Origin of the sequence: Paenibacillus sp. V4I7, from assembly GCF_030817275.1 — a bacterium.
GTDB lineage: Bacteria > Bacillota > Bacilli > Paenibacillales > NBRC-103111 > Paenibacillus_E.
On sequence record NZ_JAUSZD010000002.1, the window covers coordinates 4,490,525 to 4,512,552 of the forward strand.

Consider the following 22,028-nt stretch of genomic DNA (forward strand, 5'->3'; position numbering starts at 1 on the left):
ACTGATCATGGGGATACTCTGAGGAAAATTGCCGATAGATACTATTGTGAATTAGAATCCCTCCTATCTCACAATCCACATATTCCCAGCGCCGATTTGAATATGGTTTCCGATGTTCAAATAAAACTACCCACCCCGCTGTTACACGTGCGGAAGATCCCTGATGACACAGTATCGCGCCCTCCCGAACCATCAGACGCCCCATTGGATCAATGGATTCCCCTAACTTCAATCGAGCAAATGGCCCAGACCGATTATGATGTGCTTATCATCGGCAGCGGTGCGGGGGGCGGGGCTGCTCTTTGGAGACTATGCGAACAATGGGGGCAAAACGGCAAGCGGATTGGGATGATAGAGGCCGGAGATCTGTTATTACCGACCCATGCGTTTCATATACCCACATTTGACGAACAACGCGCGCTTGAATACTGGGAACGGATTTCGGATCCAGTCGGAAATAGATGGCCGGACTTTCGAAGTGCGAAAATCGTCAGAGGCTTAGGCGGAAGAACCCTGATATGGTACGGCTGGTCTCCCCGATTTGACCCTGCTGCGTTCAGAACATGGCCAATCACTTATAAGGATCTTGCTCCCTATTATCTGATCGCAGAAAAAATAATGAATGTGACCACCAACTATACCAAAGGATCCGCACTGCAGGAAATACTTATCGAACGCCTTCTTACCGGCGGTTTTCCTGAGGCAACAGATGTTCCGCTCTCCACCGATCTTCAAGGTACAAAATACGGGCAGGTCCATTCAAATGTTTATTTCAGTTCCATTGATTTTCTTGCATACGCCTTAAATATCCGAAAATTCGATCTGGCCGTAAATTCACGCGCCGTGCAAATTTTAACGGAACAAGGAAGAGCTGTAGGCGTCAAGGTCATGACCGCGGATAAAAAAACGTATACATTGACTGCCAAGACAATCGTCGTATCCGCCAGCACCTGGGAAACCCCTCGCCTTCTGCTAAATTCCAATATCCCAGGAGAAGCGATCGGGAAATATTTGGTGTTCCATCCTGTGTATGAGGGGTATGGAACCGTTAACCGAGATGAATTCCCAGAGGTATTTGGCGTCGCAACCGTCTTTGTTCCAGGTTCGGCTGAGCGAAATTATCAACTCCAGATTTTCTCCGATTATTATTATGACTATAAAGTAAAACCGCTTCTGAAAAAAGAGCCTTTGGAAGTACACGCTTACGGAGTCGTGGAACCGCGGGCCGATAATTACGTCAGCCTCGATCCGATTCATCGGGATACTTACGGCGTACCTAATCTTAATGTACAGTTTTCCTACAGCGATAAGGATCAGGTACTTCTTCGAGAAATGCACGCTTCCCTGTCCGCCTTCACCGCCGCTTCTGGATTATCGCTGGAGAGCCCGCTCCAGCTGCGTCAGCCAGGAAAAGATAATCACGAGGCGGGAACATGCCGAATGGGGGACAATCCGGCTACTTCCGTCACTAACCGCTATGGTCAAGTGCATGGCATTACTGGTCTTTACATAGCCGATATGAGTGTATTAAATCTTACTTCACCATCTAATCCAACGCTAACCGCTATCGCATTGGCCATTCGTACAGCAGATCATATCGTCGAACAAATGAAATAGATCATTTATTTTGTCCGAAGGGAAGGCGATTAAATTGAGCGAAAATACCGAAGCTCGGACCTATCCGTCACAGCCTGCGAAGGTACCGTGGATTCCCTTGACTCCGATCGAGAAAATGGCGCAAACCGATTATGATGTGCTTATTGTTGGCAGCGGCGCGGGAGGCGGAGCCGCTCTCTGGCGATTAATCGAACAATCGAAAAATAATGGCTTGCGGATCGGGATGATCGAGGCCGGGGATCTAACACTGCCGACCCATGCTCATAATTTGCCTACTTTCGATCAAACGCGGTTTACTCAATTTATTGAAAGTCCCCGCTTTGCCGAACCAGTCGGGAAATTATGGCCGGATTATCCGGGGGCAAGAATATTTAGAGCATTAGGCGGCAGAACCCTTCACTGGTACTTAATGAGTCCCCGCTTGCTGCCCGAAGAAATCAAATCTTGGCCGATTTCCTATCAAGAACTGGTTCCTTATTACCTTACCGCTGAACAGATCATGAATGTAACCGGTGCATACGCAAAGGGATCCGCCCTTCAGGAAAAACTTCTCCAACGCCTTCGCTTCGGCGGATTTCCGGATGCCACTGACCTTCCTATGGCTGTTGACCTTGATGTTACCCGATACGGTCAACTCCATTCGAATGTCTTTTTTAGTTCCATTATATTTATGGCGTATGCTCTCAATATGAAACCCTTTGATCTGGCTGTAAATACGCGGGCTGTACAGGTTCTCACCGAGAGAGGAAGAGCTGCAGGTGTGAAGGTGGTTACTGCCGACAGTAAATCCTGTACGATCAGAGCTAAGACGGTAATCCTTTCCGCCAGTACCTTTGAAACGCCGCGTATTCTACTAAACTCTAATATTCCCGGAGCAGCCATTGGCAGATATTTGGTGAACCAACCGACAGTCGTTGCGGCTGCAAAAATAAAGCGCAATCAATTTCCCGAAGTGTTAGGAAATGCCGCTATCATGGTTCCAAGTGCGGAAAATCGGAAATATATGTTCTTCACTTTAGGAACTGATCCTTTAGAGTACTGGTGGTACCATTATGAAGAAAGAAAATTACTTGACGAACTAAATCTCGGATTTTTCGGCTTGGCAACCCTCGAATCGCGATTTGAAAACCATGTTAGCCTCGACCCGAACAGACGTGATCCATACGGTGTGCCTTTATTAAAGGTACAATTTTCGTATAGCTCTCAGGATAAAGCTGTTATCCGCGAGTTGACGGCTTCTATTCGAATCGCCGCCGCTGCAATGGGGCTGGATTTTTATGAGAACCCTAGTCTCATACCACCCGGTCTAGACAATCATGAGGCGGGAACGTGTCGAATGGGCGATGATCCCGCCACCTCGGCAACAAACCAGTATGGGCAAATCCACGGCGTACCCGGTCTCTATGTGGCTGATAACAGTGTATTGCCGCTTACCGGAGCAGCTAACCCAACATTGACAACCGTTGCTTTGGCGATTCGAACAGCGGATTATATCATTTCGCAATATTAGGAATGAGCAGTCACCTAATTTCTTGGCACCTCGTTCCGCTGACTCTTTAACGCGGTTACAATCGTCAGCAAAAGGATAGGAACAACGCCTGTAACCGTTATAAATAAAGGCCACACTGTACCTACATGTTCCATGGCTTCCAATTCGTTCCGGTACAAGGTAAGCGAGATCATGCATGCAAAAAATGCTAAAGGAAAAATCAGGGTCTTTTCATCCGGTAGTCGGAATAATTGGGATACCCCCAAATTGATCACGAACAGTATAATGGATGCTTTCATATAGGAGCCGGCGATCAGGGTCATACCGATTACTGATTCGACCCGTTCAATAATTTCCGCGAGTTCAATCAATCGCGCAAGTGTAAACAAAGAAAACTTGATATTCCCAGACATCGGCCCCAGCGCCATAATCGTGCATACAATCACCAAGGTAAGCGACAGCCCGCTGGTTAGAAGTGCTGCGAACATAAATTTCCCCAGAGGTTCTTGGTCCTTTCTTACAAACGGAAGAACCATCGAAAACAGGATCAGCTCTGCGTATGGAAATCCATAAGCAATATATGCGCCATGCAGAACCGGTTTAAAACCATGTGGAAATAAAGGCATTAGTAGTTCCACACGATAGGAAGGAAGCGTCATAAGTATGACTGCGGCACTGAAGATAAATATCGTGATGAGCAGTAAAGTAAACATCCTGGCCATGACTTCAATACCTGAACGAACCGTCATTGCCGCTGTGAAAAGTATTAAAAAGTGAAAGACATAGGTTGGTGTTTCCCTCATCATCGTACTCTTGAAAAATCCGCCGATGTCTACCACGACGTTGGCCAGCATCATGTTAGCCATCAGAAAGAAAGGAATGACGAGTATAACGGTCAATATCCTTCCAATAGCCTCCTGACTGTACTGGATGAGCGTCAGTTCGGGATATTTCCGGTGCAGATAAAGAATACAACACAACAGCAGCATCCCAACTCCGTTCGCCATCCACAGAGACATCCAAGCGGCGTTTTTTGCCGCCCCAGTCAAAGGCGCCGGTATATTTACGATTGACGAACCGGTCAGAAACGAGAGGAACAGCGTCGCCATTTGCCGTGAACTAACCGTTTTCTGCTTTCTCATCATCACCTCATCATCACCTGCCTCCTCATTAGCGTTTTTCGAAAAAAACTTGCTTCGGAAGCCTAAGCTTCGTTACGATGGAATTTTGACCGTTTCCACAATTTTCTTCGCCGGATCTTTCAAAAAGAAATGAACCAACTCGTCCAGATTCGGCCAACGCAGCTCCAGCACATAAATAAGACTTGGATATAGAGCAGCGATCATCAACATCCCATGAACGAACCTCACCTTACCGCTTGCATGCTTCAGATTCAGTCCATCATGAATAAAAATGGCCGTATATACCACTAGTACAACCAAGATTTTCTCGATCATCGTTTTCTCCCCGTTCGCTCATATTGCAAAGACGGGACTATTTGGCAACCGGTTCGCCAAGGTTAGCTCCTGTATTGAATATATTTGCTTTAACTTCAACGGTAAATGCCATACCTTGAAATCGTTCTTCCCAATCCGGCTTCAAACGATACCATAAAGCCGGATTCTTGCGGTATATGCGATTTCCAATTCCAAGTACATCCATTTTTTGCTTCTGGAGAAGAAGCAGGGTACTTTTCATATCCTGTTCGATAACCTTTTGGACTCTTTCGTTAAACTTCTCTACGTCCTCCGGGGTTTTCAGAGTCGTACAGGAAAGTTCGCCGAAATACCCATCAATTTTGGTCGAAACATGTGCGGACACCGAATCCCCTTCGACTTTCACTTTGAGTTTCGTATTTAGGGTCGAAACTTCAACAGCTTCCACCTTCTTCATGTCCTTTTTGCTCTCACCCGGGCATTCGACTTGGATAATGCCTGATTGATATTCGTCCATCAGCATCAATAAGCTTTCGATTTTTTTTGCTGGCAGCACATTAACCAGTTTCCCTTTCTTCATCAGCGCCAGTCCGGTAACGGGAGAGCTTATCGGCATATTCTTCGGGTCAAAGTAAACATACGGTACCGCGGCAACGCCCGTTTCACTTTTCAATTCCAGCATCAGATCGATAAAGGAGGATTTTAACGATTTCCCTGTATTCTTATAGGCCACGTGTTCAGACTCGCGCAATTGCTGACCCATGGACGTTTCAACAAACGGCTTGCCTTTTTTCAAATAAAGCTCCGCCTTATCTTTGCCGATCATAACGCTTATCGTTGCCCGCGGTTCGTGATCCCGTGAGAAAAAATCGAGGATCTCGCCGATATTCCGTTTCCTGGCAATTTCTTCTCCGATGATCAGAACCCGCATATGGCTCCACTGCGCCTTCCGGCCGATATGAATGGTCATATCGCGGATTGCTTCAAACAAAGACTTATCTCTTGTTGTAATATTGACATAGCTTTCTCTAGATGGTCCTCCGTCTTGCTGTTTACTTCCCGTCATCGGCCTATAGAATTGGATGTTCAGTTCAATATCTTTCCCGTCTTCCGATTGATCGATTGCAACTCCCTGAACAAAGGCTAGGGTATCCAACTCGACTCTATTCCAGCATCCGGTTAAGAAGACAAGGACCACAAAAGTTAATGCAGCGGTTCCAAACGTTCTCACCGTTCATCCTTCTTTCCTGTTATCTGCGAGCCGATTATGCTTGTGTCGGTTTCTCGGCGAGCGAAGTTGAGAAATCAGCGGTGCCCGGATAAACACATCGCGCAATTGTCGTGGACGAAGGGGTCCTAACGGAGCAAGATAAGGCTGACCGAGCGAGCGTAAACTCATCATATGCAGCAGCAGCAGCAGGATCCCGATCATCAGCCCAAATCCCCCCAAAAAAGCGGAAAGGCACATCAAGAGTATTCGCAGGACTCGGACACAAGTTTGTAGACTATACTGCGGGAGCGAGAATTTCGCGATCCCGGTAAGGGCCACCACGACAACCATGATTGGGGAAGCTATGCCGGCATTAATGGATGCTTCCCCAATCACCAACGCACCTACGATACTGACGGCAGAGCCTACAGGGCGCGGCAATCGAACTCCCGCTTCGACCAGAATTTCGAAAAAAAAGACCATGATCAACGCCTCTATAAAGGCCGGAAATGGAATCCCTTCCCGCGTGTTGAGAATCGCTAGCAGCAGCACAGTTGGAATTAGCTCGGGATCGAAGGTAGTCAATGCGATATAAATGGCTGGAAGAAATACGGTCAAGAAAAAAGCGATGAATCTTAACCACCTGATAAAGGATGAAAAAACCGTTCTTTGGTAATCGTCTTCAGGAGACATCAAAAACTCGAGGAATAAACCGGGACAGATAAGAATCGACGGACTTCCAGAAACCATCACAATAATCTTACCGTCCAAGAGGGCGGCAGCAGCTACATCAGGACGCTCCGTAACCCGGGATTGCGGTAATGGCGAGTATACCGACTCCTCAAGCAGTTCTTCAATATAGGAAGTTTCCAATACATCCATTTCTTTGGCCGGTGTGATCCGCTCCTGAAACTCCGCCAACGTTTCCGGATTCACGGCTCCTTCTATATAAGCGTAAGCAACCTCGGAATTCGATTTCCCCCCTCCTTTGAAAAATTCCAACTTAAAGTCAGGGGTTCTCAAGCGTACCCGTATCAGACCGATATTCTGACTCAGATTTTCTACCGTGCTCTCGTGCGGACCTCTCACCACTGGCTCAATCAGGTTCTCCGTCACTTGTCTCTCTTGAAGCGTTATCGCCAAGAAGCTCAGTGCTTTGTCCCAATGATCGAAAAAGACAACAACTTTTCCTTCCAATATATCTTCAACCGATCTATCCAAATCTCCTATCGTATGTGCGGTTTCAGCGGAAGCCCCATGACTCTCGAAAAAGTTGATCACATCGCCTGGTTTGATATCTGTGGCCGGTCCTATCTGATGGGAAACCAAATCCTGCATGACGGTTTTAAAATAATTCACCTTTTTGTCTTTAACTAATGTGATACAATAAATGGCCATCGCCTCATACTGGAGATTGGCTCCATAGTGCCACGGAATGAAAGTGATATCTTTACAGTTGGCGAATATTTGCTCCAACCTCTTTCTGTTTACAGAAAGGCTCGACGAAATCGCTTCATGCACTTTCAATGGTTCCTGCTTAGCTGCATCCTGAAGAAGGTTAGGGGAGGATGTACTTTTTATGCGATGTTTCTTGAAAAATTTGGTTATATTCATTCTGACCCCCATCCTTTCTGCAGCCTAGTCGGAAATTAAGTTTATAATCTCCCATAATATGTATAGTTATACACCGATGAGGATTACCTATCGGTCATTCATTCATGCGCTATAGTCCATTTTTGCTAACTTGCTGTTTGTTTCTTCTGCCGGATTTTCCCTACGATAAGCAGCAGCAAGGGCAAGCCGATCATGTTGACAGGAAGAACAAACGGAACCCAGTAATGATTCAAATAACTGCCGGTCGCCTCGGAGACATTCTGGGGGATGAACGCAAATGCCGTAACAACCGGGGCAATAAACCAGATCATGTTCTTCCAATTTTTCACTTGTAAAAACTGGGCCGTTCCGTAACTGGCAACAAACATATAAATGGACAATTTAACGAATACACTGGCAATCCAAATCACAACCGCAATAGCGTCCAAGTTTTCAATAAACCCAAAAACAGCAATCTTTTTTGTCATTTCAAAAAATGGATACCACATTTTGGAGGAGAGATTGACGCCTACCGTTAAAATGACCATGATCATCGATAACAGCACACCAAAGCTGGCAATGGCAACACCCCAAATCACGTAGGGGGATCCCTTGCGTGGTGTAAAAAGAAACGGTGAAATCATGAAAAATTCAACCGCATGCCCAAGGTAGGAAGCGGGGGGAAGCGCACCCTTGATAATAGCTCCCATACCGCTGTCAACATAAAAGGGCAGCAGACGATTCCATTGTATATTGATGACGCTTGTGGTCAGCACCAGCAATACCATCAAAAAAATAACCGGTCCCAATATTTCGCTGACACGTCCGATCCCATCGATCCCTCCGGAATAGGTCACATACATAACGATCAGAACCATAGGCACTATGATAAATATTCCCGGAGTTGTATTAAGGAGCAGAACTCGGAGCAAATCACTGAATTGGCGCAGAACGATTGGAATGATGGTATACCATTGGACAAGATAGATAACGATGACGATCTTACCGAGCCATTTCCCCATAATCGTTTGACTGAATTGGATGAAAGTCTGCTCCGGATGAAGCAGCACAAGCTTGGTTGTTATCACAGCGATCAGCAAGGCGATGCATCCCGCAATCAGAACGGAGACCCAAGCATCCTGCTTAGCAGCCTGCAAACTGGGAGTGAACGTCATCAGCAAGGTCATGCCAATATCCATGATGGTAATCATCCAGAACGCTTGAATTCCGCTCACTTTCATTGTTATCATCCTTTTCGGGTTGAATAGTTCTACTTTTTCAGGTGCGCAGGCGACTGGGTACGGCCAATACGTTGAACTTTGACGTCAATCTTAATCGTAACCGGAACTCCCGGATAGATGTCTTTCCATTGATCCTTGTTTTGCTTCCAATAAGAGGCGTGTTTGATATGAATTTCTTCTCCAAAACCGAAAATGTCTGCCTTTAATCGCTTTTGTACGTGATTAAGCGTACTTTTCACTTGTGCTTCTATCTCATTCTTTAGTTTGCTTTCGACTAGTTTGAAATTTTCACCTTTGCTTAAATCCAACTTCGTATCGTTTTCCATTACTCTTGCCTTGGCTTTGAAGACCATTGTCACCTCGGGCATGCCATTATTCATCTTTGTGAGCAAGCTCGCTTTCGATTGCAATATATCAATGCCAACGGTTCCCTTATAGCCTTTCACTTTTGGTTCGACCTGCGCAGTTATTTTGCTTAGTTTGAGTTTCCCTCTCCGCCAGATTAATATCTTCTTTTCATTTGGCGTTAGAAATCCAACCAGCCTATTCTCTTGGTACACGGCCGCTTCATCAACATTGAATACCCCTTCTTCATTCTTGCTGTAATATGCCTTTAGGGCTCCAGTTACTGGTGACCTCCCGGGAGAGGATTGTGCATCCAAAAATTCATCCATTTTAATGGATAAACCGAGTCCGGTTAATTGCATTTTTTTAAGAGCGATGGCCGGTATAGCTTCCAGCAAGTACCGTGTTTGTAACGCTTGTTTGGCGGTTGTTCCATTTGCAGTCAGAAAATAACTGCTATATCGGCTACCAGGCGCACGCAGAAATTGATCTAAAACCTGATCAATACCATGTCTGGCATATTCTTCACCGATGATGATCACCCCCCTGTGCCCCATAAAGATTCGCCGGGATAATCGCTTCTGCAATTTGTGCAAAATATCCGTACCATCTCTTCCTTTTTCCGAGACGACCAATACCGTTCTTTTCTCGCCCGCTCTCCCCCCCTGCATGGCACTGGGCATTTCTGTAGGAAGAGCGATTTGCAGCGTAACCTCTACCTGTCCATTCTTAGCAAGATCGAGACCGCTGGCAAGCACAAACGCAAGATCGTTAACCTCGTTCCGATCCCAACAGCCAGTCATTAAACTGAGACAAAGGATGAGAGCTATCGTTTTAGACCCTTTCATCCGGCTCATTTGTTTCTTCAACTCCTATTTCGAGCGAATGCGATTTTGACGCTTGTGTATGACCCACCACGGGGCTCTTACGAATACATCCAATATTCCGGAAAATTGAAACGGAGCGAGTGGCGACATATAATAAACGCCGAAGGAACGCAAGTTAACGAGATGAATCAGCAGCGCAATTATTGAAACGCCAAGACCATACAAACCAAAGATACCTGCAGATAGCATGAGCGGAAATCGTAAAATACGAATCGCCTGACTCATATTGTTACTGGGAATGAGAAAGGATGCGATTCCCGTCAAAGATACGACAATAACAATCGGCGCAGATACGATACCTGCCTGAACGGCAGCTTGTCCGATCACAAGTACGCCTACAATGCTGATCGTCTGGCCGACTTGTCTGGGAAGGCGTATTCCCGCCTCGCGAATCGCTTCAAAAGCAATTTCCATCATCATGATTTCCATCAACGTCGGAAAAGGAACCGGTTCCCGTGCCGATGCAAGAGACAAAATCAAGCTTGTGGGTATCATTTCCGGATGAAACGTGTCCACAGCAATAAACAAGGACGGCAAAATTAAGGATATGAAGGTAAAAAAATATCGAAGCCATCGCAAAAATGTAGCAATAATAAAGTTCGTGTAATAATCCTCCACTGTTTGAAAGGCGTGCCAGAAAGTAATGGGAGCAACAAGCACCATTGGGGTTCCGTCCACCAGAATAGCAACTTTCCCTTCTATCAGCGAAGCTGACACGACGTCAGGCCGTTCAGTCATTTGGATCACCGGAAAAGGCGAGTAAGGCGCATCACGGATCATTTCTTCTATGTAACCAGATTCCAAAACAGTTTCCATATCCAGTTGCGATATGCGTTTTCTTACTTCCATGATCACCTCAGGTGAAGCCACGTTCTCTAAATACGCGATAACGACCTCCGTTTGTGAAACCTCTCCAACTAGCAATTGTTCCATCTTCAATTGAGGTGTACGAATGATCTGACGGATTAATCCCATATTAATGTCGATATTCTCAATAAACCCAATTTTCGGACCGCGAATCACCGACTCCATATTGGGTTCTTGCAGATCACGATGCAATTTCCCCTTCATAGTTATGGACAGAACCTGGTTCGAAGATTCCACAAACAGAACTACTTGTCCCCTTGTAATTTGCTTAACAGTTTCTTTCTTATTATTAACGATTCTGGTCTGCGCTATTGGAAGCAGTTCACTTTTCATCTGTTCAATGAGCTGGGTAGATGTATCTAATTCAATCGTCATATCATTAAAGAGCGTTTTCAATAATTCATCATCCAATTGTTTGGTATCGACCAATTCCTTGAAGAATACCAACATACAAGGGATTGAATCGTATAGATTTACCTTTCTGACTATCAGATCCGAACAATTTGAAAACGTCTGTTTTAACCAAGCTTCATTAGCATCGAGCTTATCAGATAGTTCCTCTTCAATTTCACCTATAGTTTCAACTTCAAGTCTCTCCTTCTTTACTTTCGTTCGCCAAGGCAGCACTCCTTTATACGCCATATGTGTCTTCACGCCCTTTGAGTTTTTTCAGAAAGAAGAGGTTACTGAGGAGTAGTATTATACTCAGTTCACCTTAAAGTTTCTCCCTAAAATGGAACAAATATCATTGGTATATTTCCCCTTATTCCGTGGAAACTTAATGGTTATGAACGAGGAAGGACGTACAATAGCATGCGCAACGGGTTAATTGGGAAATCCATCGGTTTTTTATGTATTGTTGTTTTATCGGGTTTGGTGCTTTATTATACGGTTTCAAAGGGTTAATAAAATGGCCCCACAAAATATCGCAGCTTCCAAGTATATTCCATTTGCTTTATAGAGGCCCCGAAACGAATAAACAGGCAGGCAGGATATTCCCTCCTGACCTGCCTGCTTGGTTTTAACTAAAATAGGTTTGGGCTAGCTTCTCCGACATGCGTGTTGCCAGCGCCTGAGTCGTAAGCGTCGGATTAGGTCCTCCAATTCCGTTGAAATGCACGCTGTTGTCGCCAATATATAAACGCTTAACTTGATAGGCCTCGCAATTCGTATCCACAACGTATCCCATACGCATCGTGCTTTCGAGATGAAGCAACCAGCCGGTCGGCGAGTCCGTTCTGATGATTTTTTTTGCGCCGGCATGCTGCAGGGTTTCGCAAGCATATCTGGCTAATTGATCGCGCCGCTGTAAGGTTTTCTTATTGGGGGTATAATAGATAACTGGGATCGGCCCATGTTCGTCTTTCAGCAGCGGATCGACTTCCACTCTATTGCTATAGAGCGTCTCATCGTCGGCGAGGAGCAGCATCGTCATTGTCCGGCTATAGTTCGCCATCAATTCTTTTAGCTCCGGTCCTACGACCCTGCCTCGAATATTCCAAGGCTCTCCCGGTTCAGGCGGATTAAGCGCGTCATACCCCGCTTCACTGAAGCCGTAAGTCAAGGAGGCCATTAATCCAGGGCTCAAACAGGAAACCTGAAACACGCCAAGTCCCGGAATATCGACTCTGCCCCCGGATGTGGGTCCCATGTATGGATAAACGGACGGCACTCCCAGTATACTCATCAGATCCTTTTCGTCGAATACGCCTCCAACCCAATCGAAATAATGATTGGTCAGTCCTCTCCCTACCCAAGGATTGTGAGGCAGTTCGGAATTCAGCCAAAGCCGAGGCGATTCGATGCAGCCCGCTGCCATGACAACCGTTTTGGCTGTAAGCTCACCTATTTCTCCCGTCCACGTATCCCGAAACTTCACCCCCGTAGCGCGAAGTCCTTCTTTCGGATCGAGTTCTGTCAAAATTTTGATCACAAAGGTATTGGGCCGTATAGAAACGTTCCCCGTCTTGAGAGCGAGGGGAATATAACTGACAAGGGTACTCCGTTTAGCAATTCGATCTACCGAAGGACCGGTCGTGCATCCATTAACACAATGCCCCCTCAAGGAGCATCCTTCCATATGGGATAATTGCTCCATTGAGTAATTAGGATCCATCAGATGTTCATTAGTACGAAGGATCGCATTGGGATTCGGTCGATAACCCGGAGTTACGACATCAAGCGTCGGATTCAGTGTCCATCCGGCCTTTTTGGCCCCGTAGTAAAACAGCTCTTCTTTCGGAGTCGTCGGCGCGAATTGAACGGGCAATGTGGCTTCGGCTTTTTCATAATAAGGAATTAGCTCGCGATAACTAATCGGCCAAACATTATCAACAGCCGCAGGAAAAGCCCGCGGAGACTGGGACCAGTAATGTTGAGTCGTTCCTCCGACTCCGGAAAGTTGCCAAACTTCACCCTTCTGCCGCATAATCCGGTGCCAAGGCGTGCGCCGGCGATCCGCTGGGCCAAAGCGAAATGTACCTGACACCTGATCGTTCATATTGTTTTCATATGAATTGTAAATTTTCTTATATAGTCCTACATCCAGATCAGCATGATCGGAGCTCCACTCCGCACCGCGTTCTTTATTTGGATTCGGCCACTTGCTGTTCCCATACCACGGGCCTGCTTCAAGCACCAATACTTTAAGACCTAGCTCACCGAGCTCCTTGGCCGCGACGGCTCCACCGCCGCCTGACCCGATTATGATCACATCGGCATCAACCATTTGATGAGTCACCTCCTTGTCGTTCAATCGTCAACAAAAATCCGCGAAGCGCGCGATAACCCTTGGAAACACCCGGATAACCCACCTGCTTCCAACCAATCGGAAAATGTTCCAGTCTTCGTTCCGTCGGTGTTCTCAGTCGTGTTGACCCGTATGCGGACCACTCTGAATAAAAACCAAACATCGTCCCCCGGTTCAGATAATCGACTATAAATACAATGAGTCCGCCATCGTCTTTATAGGGGGGCGGCAAGCTCCCGAGATCAACATCAAGCTGCTCCAGCATCGCCAATACACGTATACGGTCGCGGGGCGAGAGACAGGCGAAAGGGCCGCCCCCCCAAACGGCATGCAATTGAGAGTCCTGCGCTTTGCCCGCTGCGATAAACTGGGCCGCGCCGGCATTGAGAAGCCTTGCAGTAGGAGACGCCATAGGAATATCAGCTAGATAATAACCCACAAAAAGCGAAAGATTGTGATCCAATTCCCAGATCATATAATCGTGAATACCCAGTTCCACCGCACCTGCGGCTTGCTCTGCCCCATATGCGGCTAACTCAGGCGTATTCGGGACAATCGCTTCAACCAACGCAATAAAAGTTGTCCGGATGTGTTCACTTGCCATCGCATCGTATGCATGCATCGAATACATCATCCTTTCTTCATTATCCTAAATTCCTCCAATCTTTATATATATAAAATGAATAAATCAATTATGTTTGATGACTCTTCTTATTCTTTTAATTATCTACTTTTTTAAAAAATTGTATTCCAATGAATATAGTATGAATTGAGCACGGTATCGGACTCATTGTGACAGAAGGTACGCTTATCAACCATCCGGCTGCCGGTGCAAGCCCGAACTGGCCGAATTTTCACGGCGAAGCTGCCTTGCAAGGTTGGGCAAGAGTAGCAGCCGGCGTACACGAGGCTGGAGGTAAAATCATTCCGCAGCTTTGGCATGTAGGGACGACACGCAAGGTTGGAAGCGAACCGAATCCTGAAGTGCTACCTGTTGGCCCGTCCGAACTCGATCTGACGGGAGAGAAGGTGTCTGAGCCACTAACTATAGAAGAAATTCGCGAGATTGTCGCTGCCTATGCGCAAGCTGCTGCCGACGCCAAACGAATCGGATTTGACGGCATCGAGCTGCATGGCGCACACGGTTACTTAATTGACCAATTCTTCTGGGAGGAAACGAATCAGCGTACTGACAACTAAGGTGTAAGCTTGGTTGCCCGCACCCGATTCGCAGTTGAAGTCATCGAAGCTTGTCGGCGTGCAATCGGCCCCGAATTTCCTATCGTGTTCAGATTCTCCCAATGGAAGAGTTCTGATTATGCAGCCAAGTTAGCGAACACACCGGAGGAACTTGCGCAATTCTTGACTCCATTGGTTAATGCCGGAGTCGATGTGTTCCACTGCTCAAACCCGACGATTCTGGGAACCAGAATTTGAAGGTTCTTCTCTGAACCTTGCGGGCTGGACCAAGAAGCTAACGGGCAAACCGACCATCACCGTTGGCTCCGTCGGATTGGATGTTGAATTTACGAAGCTATTCCGTGAAGGTTTCGGCGCGAATGCTGTACATCTTGAGAATCTGTTGGAACGATTGGAACAAGGCGAATTTGACTTGGTCGCTGTCGGCCGCGCTTTGCTGCATGATCCCGAATGGACCAACAAGATTCGCGATGGCCGCACGAATGAGCTGCTGCCCTTCACTCCAGAATCAACCAAGACACTCTATTAATTAAGGATCTTATAAAGATGGCTCCTATATTCATTGGGAGTCTTTTTTTATGTCCATTGGTGAATATCGCTTAGCATCAACAACCTTCATCATCAAGGAAGCTCCAAGCAGACTCGCATGGAGCTGCCCGCACCGTTCGAGTAAGCGCCTCAAAGGAAGGAGTTTATCATTTTTTGTCGAATTTCATAGGTACTATTAACTACTTCAGGAGAACATATGAAAAAGCAATTTAATAGACCTAATATAGATCTTAAACCAAGTCATACTACTGAAGCTTTCATTGCCTTACAAAATGAAAATGATTACCTCAAAAAAACCATTCTCGATATCGCCCAAGGTATTGAAAGTGAGGTCTCAGAAAGTTTTTTTACACACTTGGTACAATATTTAGCTCGTGTTTTAAAATGCTCTTATGCTTTCATTGCTGAAGTTGATCATCACTGTGTAAAAACAATTGCCATGTATAAGCAAGGAGAAATGATTGAGCAATTTGAATACAATTTGGAACATACACCTTGTGAAAATGTTGTAAATGAAAAGCGTCTGTGTTGTTATCAAGAGTATGTGCAGAATTTATTTCCTTTGGACTCGGATTTGACCAGACTTGATATTCAAAGCTATCTGGGTATTCCTCTGTTACATGTCGATGGTACTGTAATTGGCATACTTGTTGTGATGAATGATCAACCGCTTCATGACAGGTCTCTTGCAGAAACTATACTGAAAATTTTCTCATTCAGGGCATCTGCTGAGCTAATACGATTGTTGGAAGAGAAAAAATTAAAATTAAGCGAGCAAAATTTACTAACTTTAATTCATACGATGCCTGACATTGTTGTTTTTAAAGATGGTAAAGGTAGATGGATCGAAGCAAACAATGCAGTTCTCCGACTATTTGAGTTAGATCAAGATACATACAAAGGTAAAACGAACAGCGACTTCCAAAAAACCAATGAATTTCACAGAGAGATGTTCATGACATGTGAAGAAACGGATCAAGAAGCTTGGGAGGCACGCAAACCGATCATTTTCGAGGAAGAAATTAAACGTACCAATGGGGCAATTATGATGGTTGAATATACAAAAGTGCCCGTTTATGATCATAAGGGAAGCCGACAATGGCTCATTGTTATTGGCCGCGACATTACGGATCGGAAATTAGTACAAGATAACTTATTAGGCCAAAATGATATTTTGGAAATGATAGCAAAAGGAAAACCTATGGGTGCTATTTTGCATCGAATTATTGAGTTAGTCGAACAACAAAGCGGCGCTATTTGTTCGATTCTTTTATTGGAAAACGAACGGTTGATACATAGTGCAGCTCCAAACCTGCCTGAATCCTATATTCGTGCGATAGATGGAGTGGAAATAGGACCAATAGTAGGTTCTTGTGGCACAGCCGCTTTCTACAATACCAAGATCATAGTTTCTGATATCGGGAATGATCCTTTATGGAATGACTATCGCGAGCTTGCACTAATCCACGGGCTTAGAGCTTGTTGGTCCGTGCCGATAACGGATAAAAAAAATCAGGTGCTTGGAACATTTGCCATGTATTACAAAGTTCCGCATTCTCCCCAAACCTATGAGCTTAAATTAATTGAACGAGCGGCCTATCTTGTAAGTTTGGTGATTGAACGGGATAAAGCGGAAGCAACCATTCGTCACATGGCTTTTCATGATTCATTAACAAAACTTCCGAATCGAAAATCATTTCAACATATGCTTGAAAAAGCCATTGTTGATGCCAAACAAAACGATCAAATCGTTTCCGTGCTTTATCTGGATTTAGACCGTTTCAAAATGATCAACGATTCCATGGGGCACTCCTTGGGAGATGTTCTACTGCAGAATGTTTCTGATCGTTTGCAGACCATGATTATGAATAGGGGTGTTGTCTCACGTCAAGGCGGAGACGAATTCACGATCATGTTGCCCAACACAACAAAAGAGGAAACGGAAGCTATTGCTAAATCAATTATGGTTGCCTTGACTATCCCCTTCAATATTCAAGATCAAGATTTATATATCTCAACTAGTATCGGAATCAGCATGTTTCCTTTTGACGGGAGCACTTTTGAAACTTTGATCAAACAGGCAGATATCGCGATGTATCAAGCGAAGAAGCAAGGGGAAAATTTACACCAGTTTTATGTCAAAGAGAATGAATATCCCGCTTCTGAACATGTAGAGCTCTACAGAAATCTCAGAAAAGCGCTAGACAATAATGAATTTGTACTTGTTTATCAACCGCAATATGATATAGCTACTAAAGAATTCATTGGTGTAGAAGCATTAATACGGTGGAATCATCCCGAGAAGGGAATCGTCTCTCCATTGCAATTTATTCCATTTGCTGAAGAAGTCGGACTCATTGTCCCAATCGGAAAATGGGTCTTGCAAGAGGCATGCAAACAATGGCGTTTATGGATGGATCATAACCATTGTGGACGTACAATTAAAATGTCCGTCAATCTATCCTCAAGGCAGATGTATGAACCGGACTTAATTGAATTGATGAGCAAGATTTTGAATGAAACAGGGATGGATCCCCATTACTTGGAAATTGAAGTTACGGAAAGCATCACCATGAATCTTGACCGTGCAACGATGCTGCTCTCCAAACTGAAAGGCATTGGAGTAAGCATTTCCATTGATGATTTCGGTACGGGATTTAGTTCATTGGCGTATTTAAAGAACTTCCCCATCGACCGCATTAAAATAGATCGAACATTTATTAAAGACCTATCCAATGATATCAGCGATCAAAACATCGTGAAGACCATCATCGCCTTAGGTATCAATTTAAATCTAAAAGTAATCGCTGAAGGCGTCGAGTCTGAGGAGCAGCTTAATCTTTTAAGAAACTATGGTTGTCATGAAGCACAGGGATATTTTCTGGGCCTTCCGATGTCTGCGGATAACATCGTTAAGATTATTTATACGGAATAGTTGGCATATCTGAACGAGAAATTGACAATTCTCGTTTTTTTTACATGTGTACAGGTAACAAATAAAAATATTTTCGAATCGCTGAAACAAATTAGAAAGCTCATCCGTTAAGAGGATATAGATGAAAATAATGGAAATAGAAATCCTCAATAACTTAGAAAAGGATGAAGAAGATGATGAAAAAAGGGTTGCTCGTAGGCCTCCTGCTTTCCGCTATGATCTTAACGTCTGCAGTCGCTCCCGCTGCCACTAACGCCGATCAGGAACCTGTGGTCCAGTTTGAGGGCCAGCCATTTGCTTTCTCGCTGCAGCCTAAAATAATGGACGGTGTTCTGATGGCGTCTGTTCGGGATCTGGCAAAGGCTTTAGACATGGGAGTGACATGGAATGAAGCAGAACGGCTTGCGGTTGTTACTGGTAACGGGTACGAGCTGAAGCTGCCATTGAATTCGGATTATGCCTACGTGAACGGTAAAGCAAACACCATTTACGGCAGCACGCAAATGGTAGATGGTTCTATGTACGTTCCGCTACGCTTCTTTATGGAAAGCGCCAATCATGTTGTTCGATGGGATTCGGCCACCAGCTCAGTGAACGTCACGAAGCAGACTGACAGCTTGCCGGTAGTTGGTACCTATGACCACTTGGTCACACTTTTGACGCAGAATGAGAGCAGCGGGTTCGCCAGAGTTAGTTTAACAACAATAACCAAACAAGCTAAATCTGAATCCTTCGGCAATGCTTCGGTTCCAGCTAGCGAAGGTGCTACTCTTACTGTCCAAGATTCGGTCAGCACAGCAGCACCCGGCTACTCCGGCACGAACGTGCAAGTGCAAGGCGTGGATGAATCCGATGTCGTCAAGACTGATGGAAAGTACATCTATACGGTAAACAAGCAGCGTATCGTAGTCACTCAGGCTTATCCCGCCGACCAGATGAAAGTGCTGAGCATTTTGGATTTCCCGAAAAATCAAGACACTCAGTTCCAGCCAAGTGAAATCTACGTGGACGAAAAGCATCTGATCGTGCTTGGTAATTCTTATCAGAACTATAAACCGATCCCTTATAATGGTACAGACGGCGCCACTGAGAAGAAAATGATCATGCCTATGAGATCACAGGGAACCGCGAAGGTCATCGTTTACGACCTCACTGACCGGAGCAGCCTGAAGCTTCTGAAGGACGCTGAGCTTGAAGGAAACTACGTTTCTTCCCGCAAAATCGGATCATCGCTCTATTTTATTTCCAATAAGTACGTGAATTACTACCAATACCGGGAAATGGCCGATAAAGAAGAAGCGAAAACTGGGCTAGCTCCTGCTTATCGAGATTCGGCGGCAGGCGATTCCTTTACCTCTATTCCTTTGGATCAGGTCTATTACTTGCCGAAAGCCCTGGATCCCAACTATGTGCTCATCGGAGGCATCAACCTGAATGAATTGAAGCAGACGATGAATGTCACTTCTTACCTCGGCTCAGGCCAGAACGTGTACGCATCCGAAGAGAACTTGTATATGGCCGTAACGAATTATGAACAGATGCGAATCCAGCCGATGAAAATGCCTGCAGGTGTTCCCGCTCAAGGCATACGAATCGGTGAGCCGAACGGATCCAGCCAGCCTTATGAACTTCCTAAGCAGGAAACGATTATTTATCAATTCGGGCTGAACGCAGGTAAAGCGGCGTACAAGAATACAGGCAAGGTGCCCGGACGCTTACTCAATCAATTTTCCATGGATGAACATAACGGCCATTTCCGGCTTGCTACTACTACTGGCGAAATGGGTCGGACGGATGAGGGGATTTCGAAAAACCATATTTTCATTCTTGACGCGAACCTGAAAGAGAAAGGCAAGATCGAAAACATCGCTCCAGGAGAGCGGATTTATTCCACCCGCTTCATGGGCGACCGGGCTTACATGGTTACTTTTAAAAACACTGATCCACTATTCGTCATGGATTTAAAGGATCCCGCGGGGCCGAAATTATTAGGTGCGTTGAAGATTCCTGGCTACAGCGATTATCTGCATCCTTATGATGAAAACCACATTATTGGCTTCGGGAAAGATACGATCGAGGTCGACATCAAAAACCCGAATGGACCGCAGTCTATTGCCTATTACCAAGGCATGAAAGTGGCGCTGTTCGATGTAACCGATGTGAATAATCCGAAGGAGAAATTTAAGGAGCTGATCGGGGACCGCGGAACGGATTCTGAGCTGCTGCACAATCACCGTGCCTTGCTCTTTAACAAGGAAAAAAATCTACTTTCCTTCCCAGTTAACGTGATGAAAATCGATCCGAATCACACGACAAACGATCCGAAGATGCCTGCTAGCGCATACGGCAAGTTTGCTTTCCAAGGTGCGTACGTCTACAACCTTGATTTGGAAAAAGGCTTCCAGTTCCGCGGCGGCATCACCCATCTTACTCAGGAAGATCTGCAAAAAGCCGGACAATACGTTCATGCCGGCGACAAACAGGTGCAGCGCGTTCTTTATATCGGAGATACGCTGTACACCGTCTCGAACGGATTAATCAAAGCGAACGACCTTCGCACGCTGCAGGAAAAGAACTCGGTGGTAATTCCGTAGTCTTTTTCACTACAAATAAAGCAAGCCCCGATTCCTACAAGGATCGGGGCTTGTTCGTTCTCTAGATTCATTTATTTCCCGCCCGCAACTGTGTCTACAGTGATCGGTTGCCGGACGTCCATTAATTTTCGTTTGGCAATGAACAACGTTAAGATCCCGCTTGATATTGTAATGAGGGCGAGCGTCAGTAAAAATGTGGAGATCCCAAACCAATCGAGACAAGCACCGGTCGCAAGCAGCGAAATCTGGAACATGACGCGGTCAAGCATTCCACGAAATGAGAAAAAGCGGCCTTGTGCTTCTTTCGGCACTTTGATTTGGAATAGTGTAGATACCATCGGAAAGAAAAAAGCGACTGCGCAACCGAACATAACGAAAGAGCCGAGAACCGCAAAACTGCTCTCGCTGAAGGACATTCCTGCAAAAGAAAGCGCAAATAATAACATAAACAGCGTAGAGCTGGTTACCAGATTCCGCATGCCGATCACACGCTTTGCGAATAGACCTGCAATCAAAATGCTAGTGCCTTCTAAAGAATAGATCCAGCCCATCAGTTCCGGTTTCTGCTGGATTTGACTAAACTTCAGTACAAGCAAATTAAAACCGCCTAGAAACAAAGTAATAACCCCGCTATTGATAAGTGCGATGAATATAGACGGTTCTGATCGAATAAGTGGAAACAACTCCGTAAAGCGGATTTTCTCCTTCTTTCTTGCAGCCAAGGTATCCGCAGTATTGGGAATCCTCAACTGTGTAATGAGCATCACGAGGATGACGTAAAAAGCAAGCGATAGCGCGTAGACTGTGTACAAATTCATCATGGATACCAATATACCTGCTGCTGCAGTGCCGCCAATTCTCGCTATAGTAATCACGTTAAAATTTACGCTGTTCGCTTTAAGAAGTTCGGAGGCTGGAACGACGGAAGGCAGCGCTGCTTGTACGGTAGGCATATAAACAGTAGCCGCTACTTGCATGATGACGACGGACAACAGCATGATGGCGACAGATTGATACTGTATGGCCGCAAACATGACAATCGGAGCCAGACAGCGGACAATCCCTGATATAAGCAATATTTTTTTCTTATCATAGCGGTCTGCCCACACCCCGGCTTGCGGCGAAATGAGAACACCGAGAAATAAACCGCACATCAAGATCAAGCTTTTACCTAAATCAGACGGGACGTGGCTTTGCATAAATTGCAAATTGGCAATGATGCTTGTCCAAATACCTGCACCTTGAATGGCTTCTCCGATCATCATGAAAACAAATGTTCGATTCCGAAGTAACGAATAATTCATACCTAATCTCCA

At 45.5% G+C, this 22,028-nt stretch carries 14 protein-coding genes and 1 pseudogene; 5 read left to right on the top strand and 10 right to left on the bottom strand.

What is annotated here, in order from left to right; genetic code table 11:
- Positions 1–204: 204 nt before the first annotated feature.
- Both QFZ80_RS21730 and QFZ80_RS21735 read left to right on the top strand, forming a co-directional pair.
- Positions 205–1,617, top strand: a complete 1,413-nt coding sequence (locus QFZ80_RS21730) for a GMC oxidoreductase (protein WP_307560944.1) — start codon at positions 205–207, stop codon at positions 1,615–1,617.
- A gap of 34 nt (positions 1,618–1,651) precedes the next feature.
- Entirely contained in the window at positions 1,652–3,127 is a 1,476-nt protein-coding gene (locus QFZ80_RS21735; RefSeq protein WP_307560945.1) for a GMC oxidoreductase, read from the top strand.
- 14 nt (positions 3,128–3,141) lie between these two features.
- On the opposite strand, the gene QFZ80_RS21740 is transcribed toward QFZ80_RS21735, so the two are convergent.
- From QFZ80_RS21740 to QFZ80_RS21780, 9 genes are all read right to left on the bottom strand, one after another.
- On the bottom strand, positions 3,142–4,251 hold the full coding sequence (locus QFZ80_RS21740; protein WP_307554247.1) for a GerAB/ArcD/ProY family transporter: 1,110 nt from the start codon (positions 4,249–4,251) through the stop codon (positions 3,142–3,144).
- 69 nt (positions 4,252–4,320) lie between these two features.
- The gene (locus QFZ80_RS21745) at positions 4,321–4,563 is read right to left on the bottom strand and encodes a hypothetical protein (RefSeq protein WP_307554245.1); all 243 of its coding nucleotides are present in this window, start codon (positions 4,561–4,563) and stop codon (positions 4,321–4,323) included.
- A gap of 37 nt (positions 4,564–4,600) precedes the next feature.
- Positions 4,601–5,773: a Ger(x)C family spore germination protein gene (locus QFZ80_RS21750; protein WP_307554243.1), complete on the bottom strand. Its 1,173-nt coding sequence runs from the start codon at positions 5,771–5,773 to the stop codon at positions 4,601–4,603.
- Positions 5,774–5,776: 3 nt separating this feature from the next.
- The gene (locus QFZ80_RS21755) at positions 5,777–7,366 is read right to left on the bottom strand and encodes a spore germination protein (RefSeq protein WP_307554241.1); all 1,590 of its coding nucleotides are present in this window, start codon (positions 7,364–7,366) and stop codon (positions 5,777–5,779) included.
- Between the two features lie 125 nt (positions 7,367–7,491).
- On the bottom strand, positions 7,492–8,586 hold the full coding sequence (locus QFZ80_RS21760; RefSeq protein ID WP_307560948.1) for a GerAB/ArcD/ProY family transporter: 1,095 nt from the start codon (positions 8,584–8,586) through the stop codon (positions 7,492–7,494).
- Positions 8,587–8,615: 29 nt separating this feature from the next.
- Entirely contained in the window at positions 8,616–9,788 is a 1,173-nt protein-coding gene (locus tag QFZ80_RS21765; protein ID WP_307560949.1) for a Ger(x)C family spore germination protein, read from the bottom strand.
- A 15-nt stretch (positions 9,789–9,803) separates the two neighbouring features.
- On the bottom strand, positions 9,804–11,327 hold the full coding sequence (locus tag QFZ80_RS21770; RefSeq protein ID WP_307554234.1) for a spore germination protein: 1,524 nt from the start codon (positions 11,325–11,327) through the stop codon (positions 9,804–9,806).
- Positions 11,328–11,706: 379 nt separating this feature from the next.
- Positions 11,707–13,413 carry a GMC family oxidoreductase N-terminal domain-containing protein gene (locus tag QFZ80_RS21775; protein ID WP_307554232.1) on the bottom strand — a complete coding sequence of 569 codons (1,707 nt, stop codon included), beginning with the start codon at positions 13,411–13,413 and terminating at the stop codon, positions 11,707–11,709.
- Positions 13,406–14,056, bottom strand: coding sequence for a gluconate 2-dehydrogenase subunit 3 family protein (locus QFZ80_RS21780; protein ID WP_307554230.1), 651 nt, complete (start codon positions 14,054–14,056; stop codon positions 13,406–13,408). The genes QFZ80_RS21775 and QFZ80_RS21780 overlap by 8 nt, the downstream gene beginning before the upstream one ends.
- A gap of 149 nt (positions 14,057–14,205) precedes the next feature.
- Here QFZ80_RS21780 and QFZ80_RS21785 point away from each other — a divergent pair.
- The 3 genes and pseudogenes from QFZ80_RS21785 to QFZ80_RS21795 form a co-directional block, all read left to right on the top strand.
- Positions 14,206–15,163: pseudogene (locus QFZ80_RS21785) on the top strand (NADH:flavin oxidoreductase); the annotation flags it as partial.
- Positions 15,164–15,379: 216 nt separating this feature from the next.
- On the top strand, positions 15,380–18,118 hold the full coding sequence (locus QFZ80_RS21790) for an EAL domain-containing protein (protein WP_307560952.1): 2,739 nt from the start codon (positions 15,380–15,382) through the stop codon (positions 18,116–18,118).
- A gap of 173 nt (positions 18,119–18,291) precedes the next feature.
- Positions 18,292–20,712, top strand: a complete 2,421-nt coding sequence (locus QFZ80_RS21795; RefSeq protein WP_307560954.1) for a beta-propeller domain-containing protein — start codon at positions 18,292–18,294, stop codon at positions 20,710–20,712.
- Between the two features lie 71 nt (positions 20,713–20,783).
- Here QFZ80_RS21795 and QFZ80_RS21800 read toward each other — a convergent pair whose 3' ends face one another.
- Complete coding sequence (locus QFZ80_RS21800) at positions 20,784–22,016, bottom strand: MFS transporter (protein WP_307560956.1); 1,233 nt, start codon at positions 22,014–22,016, stop codon at positions 20,784–20,786.
- Positions 22,017–22,028 lie beyond the last annotated feature (12 nt).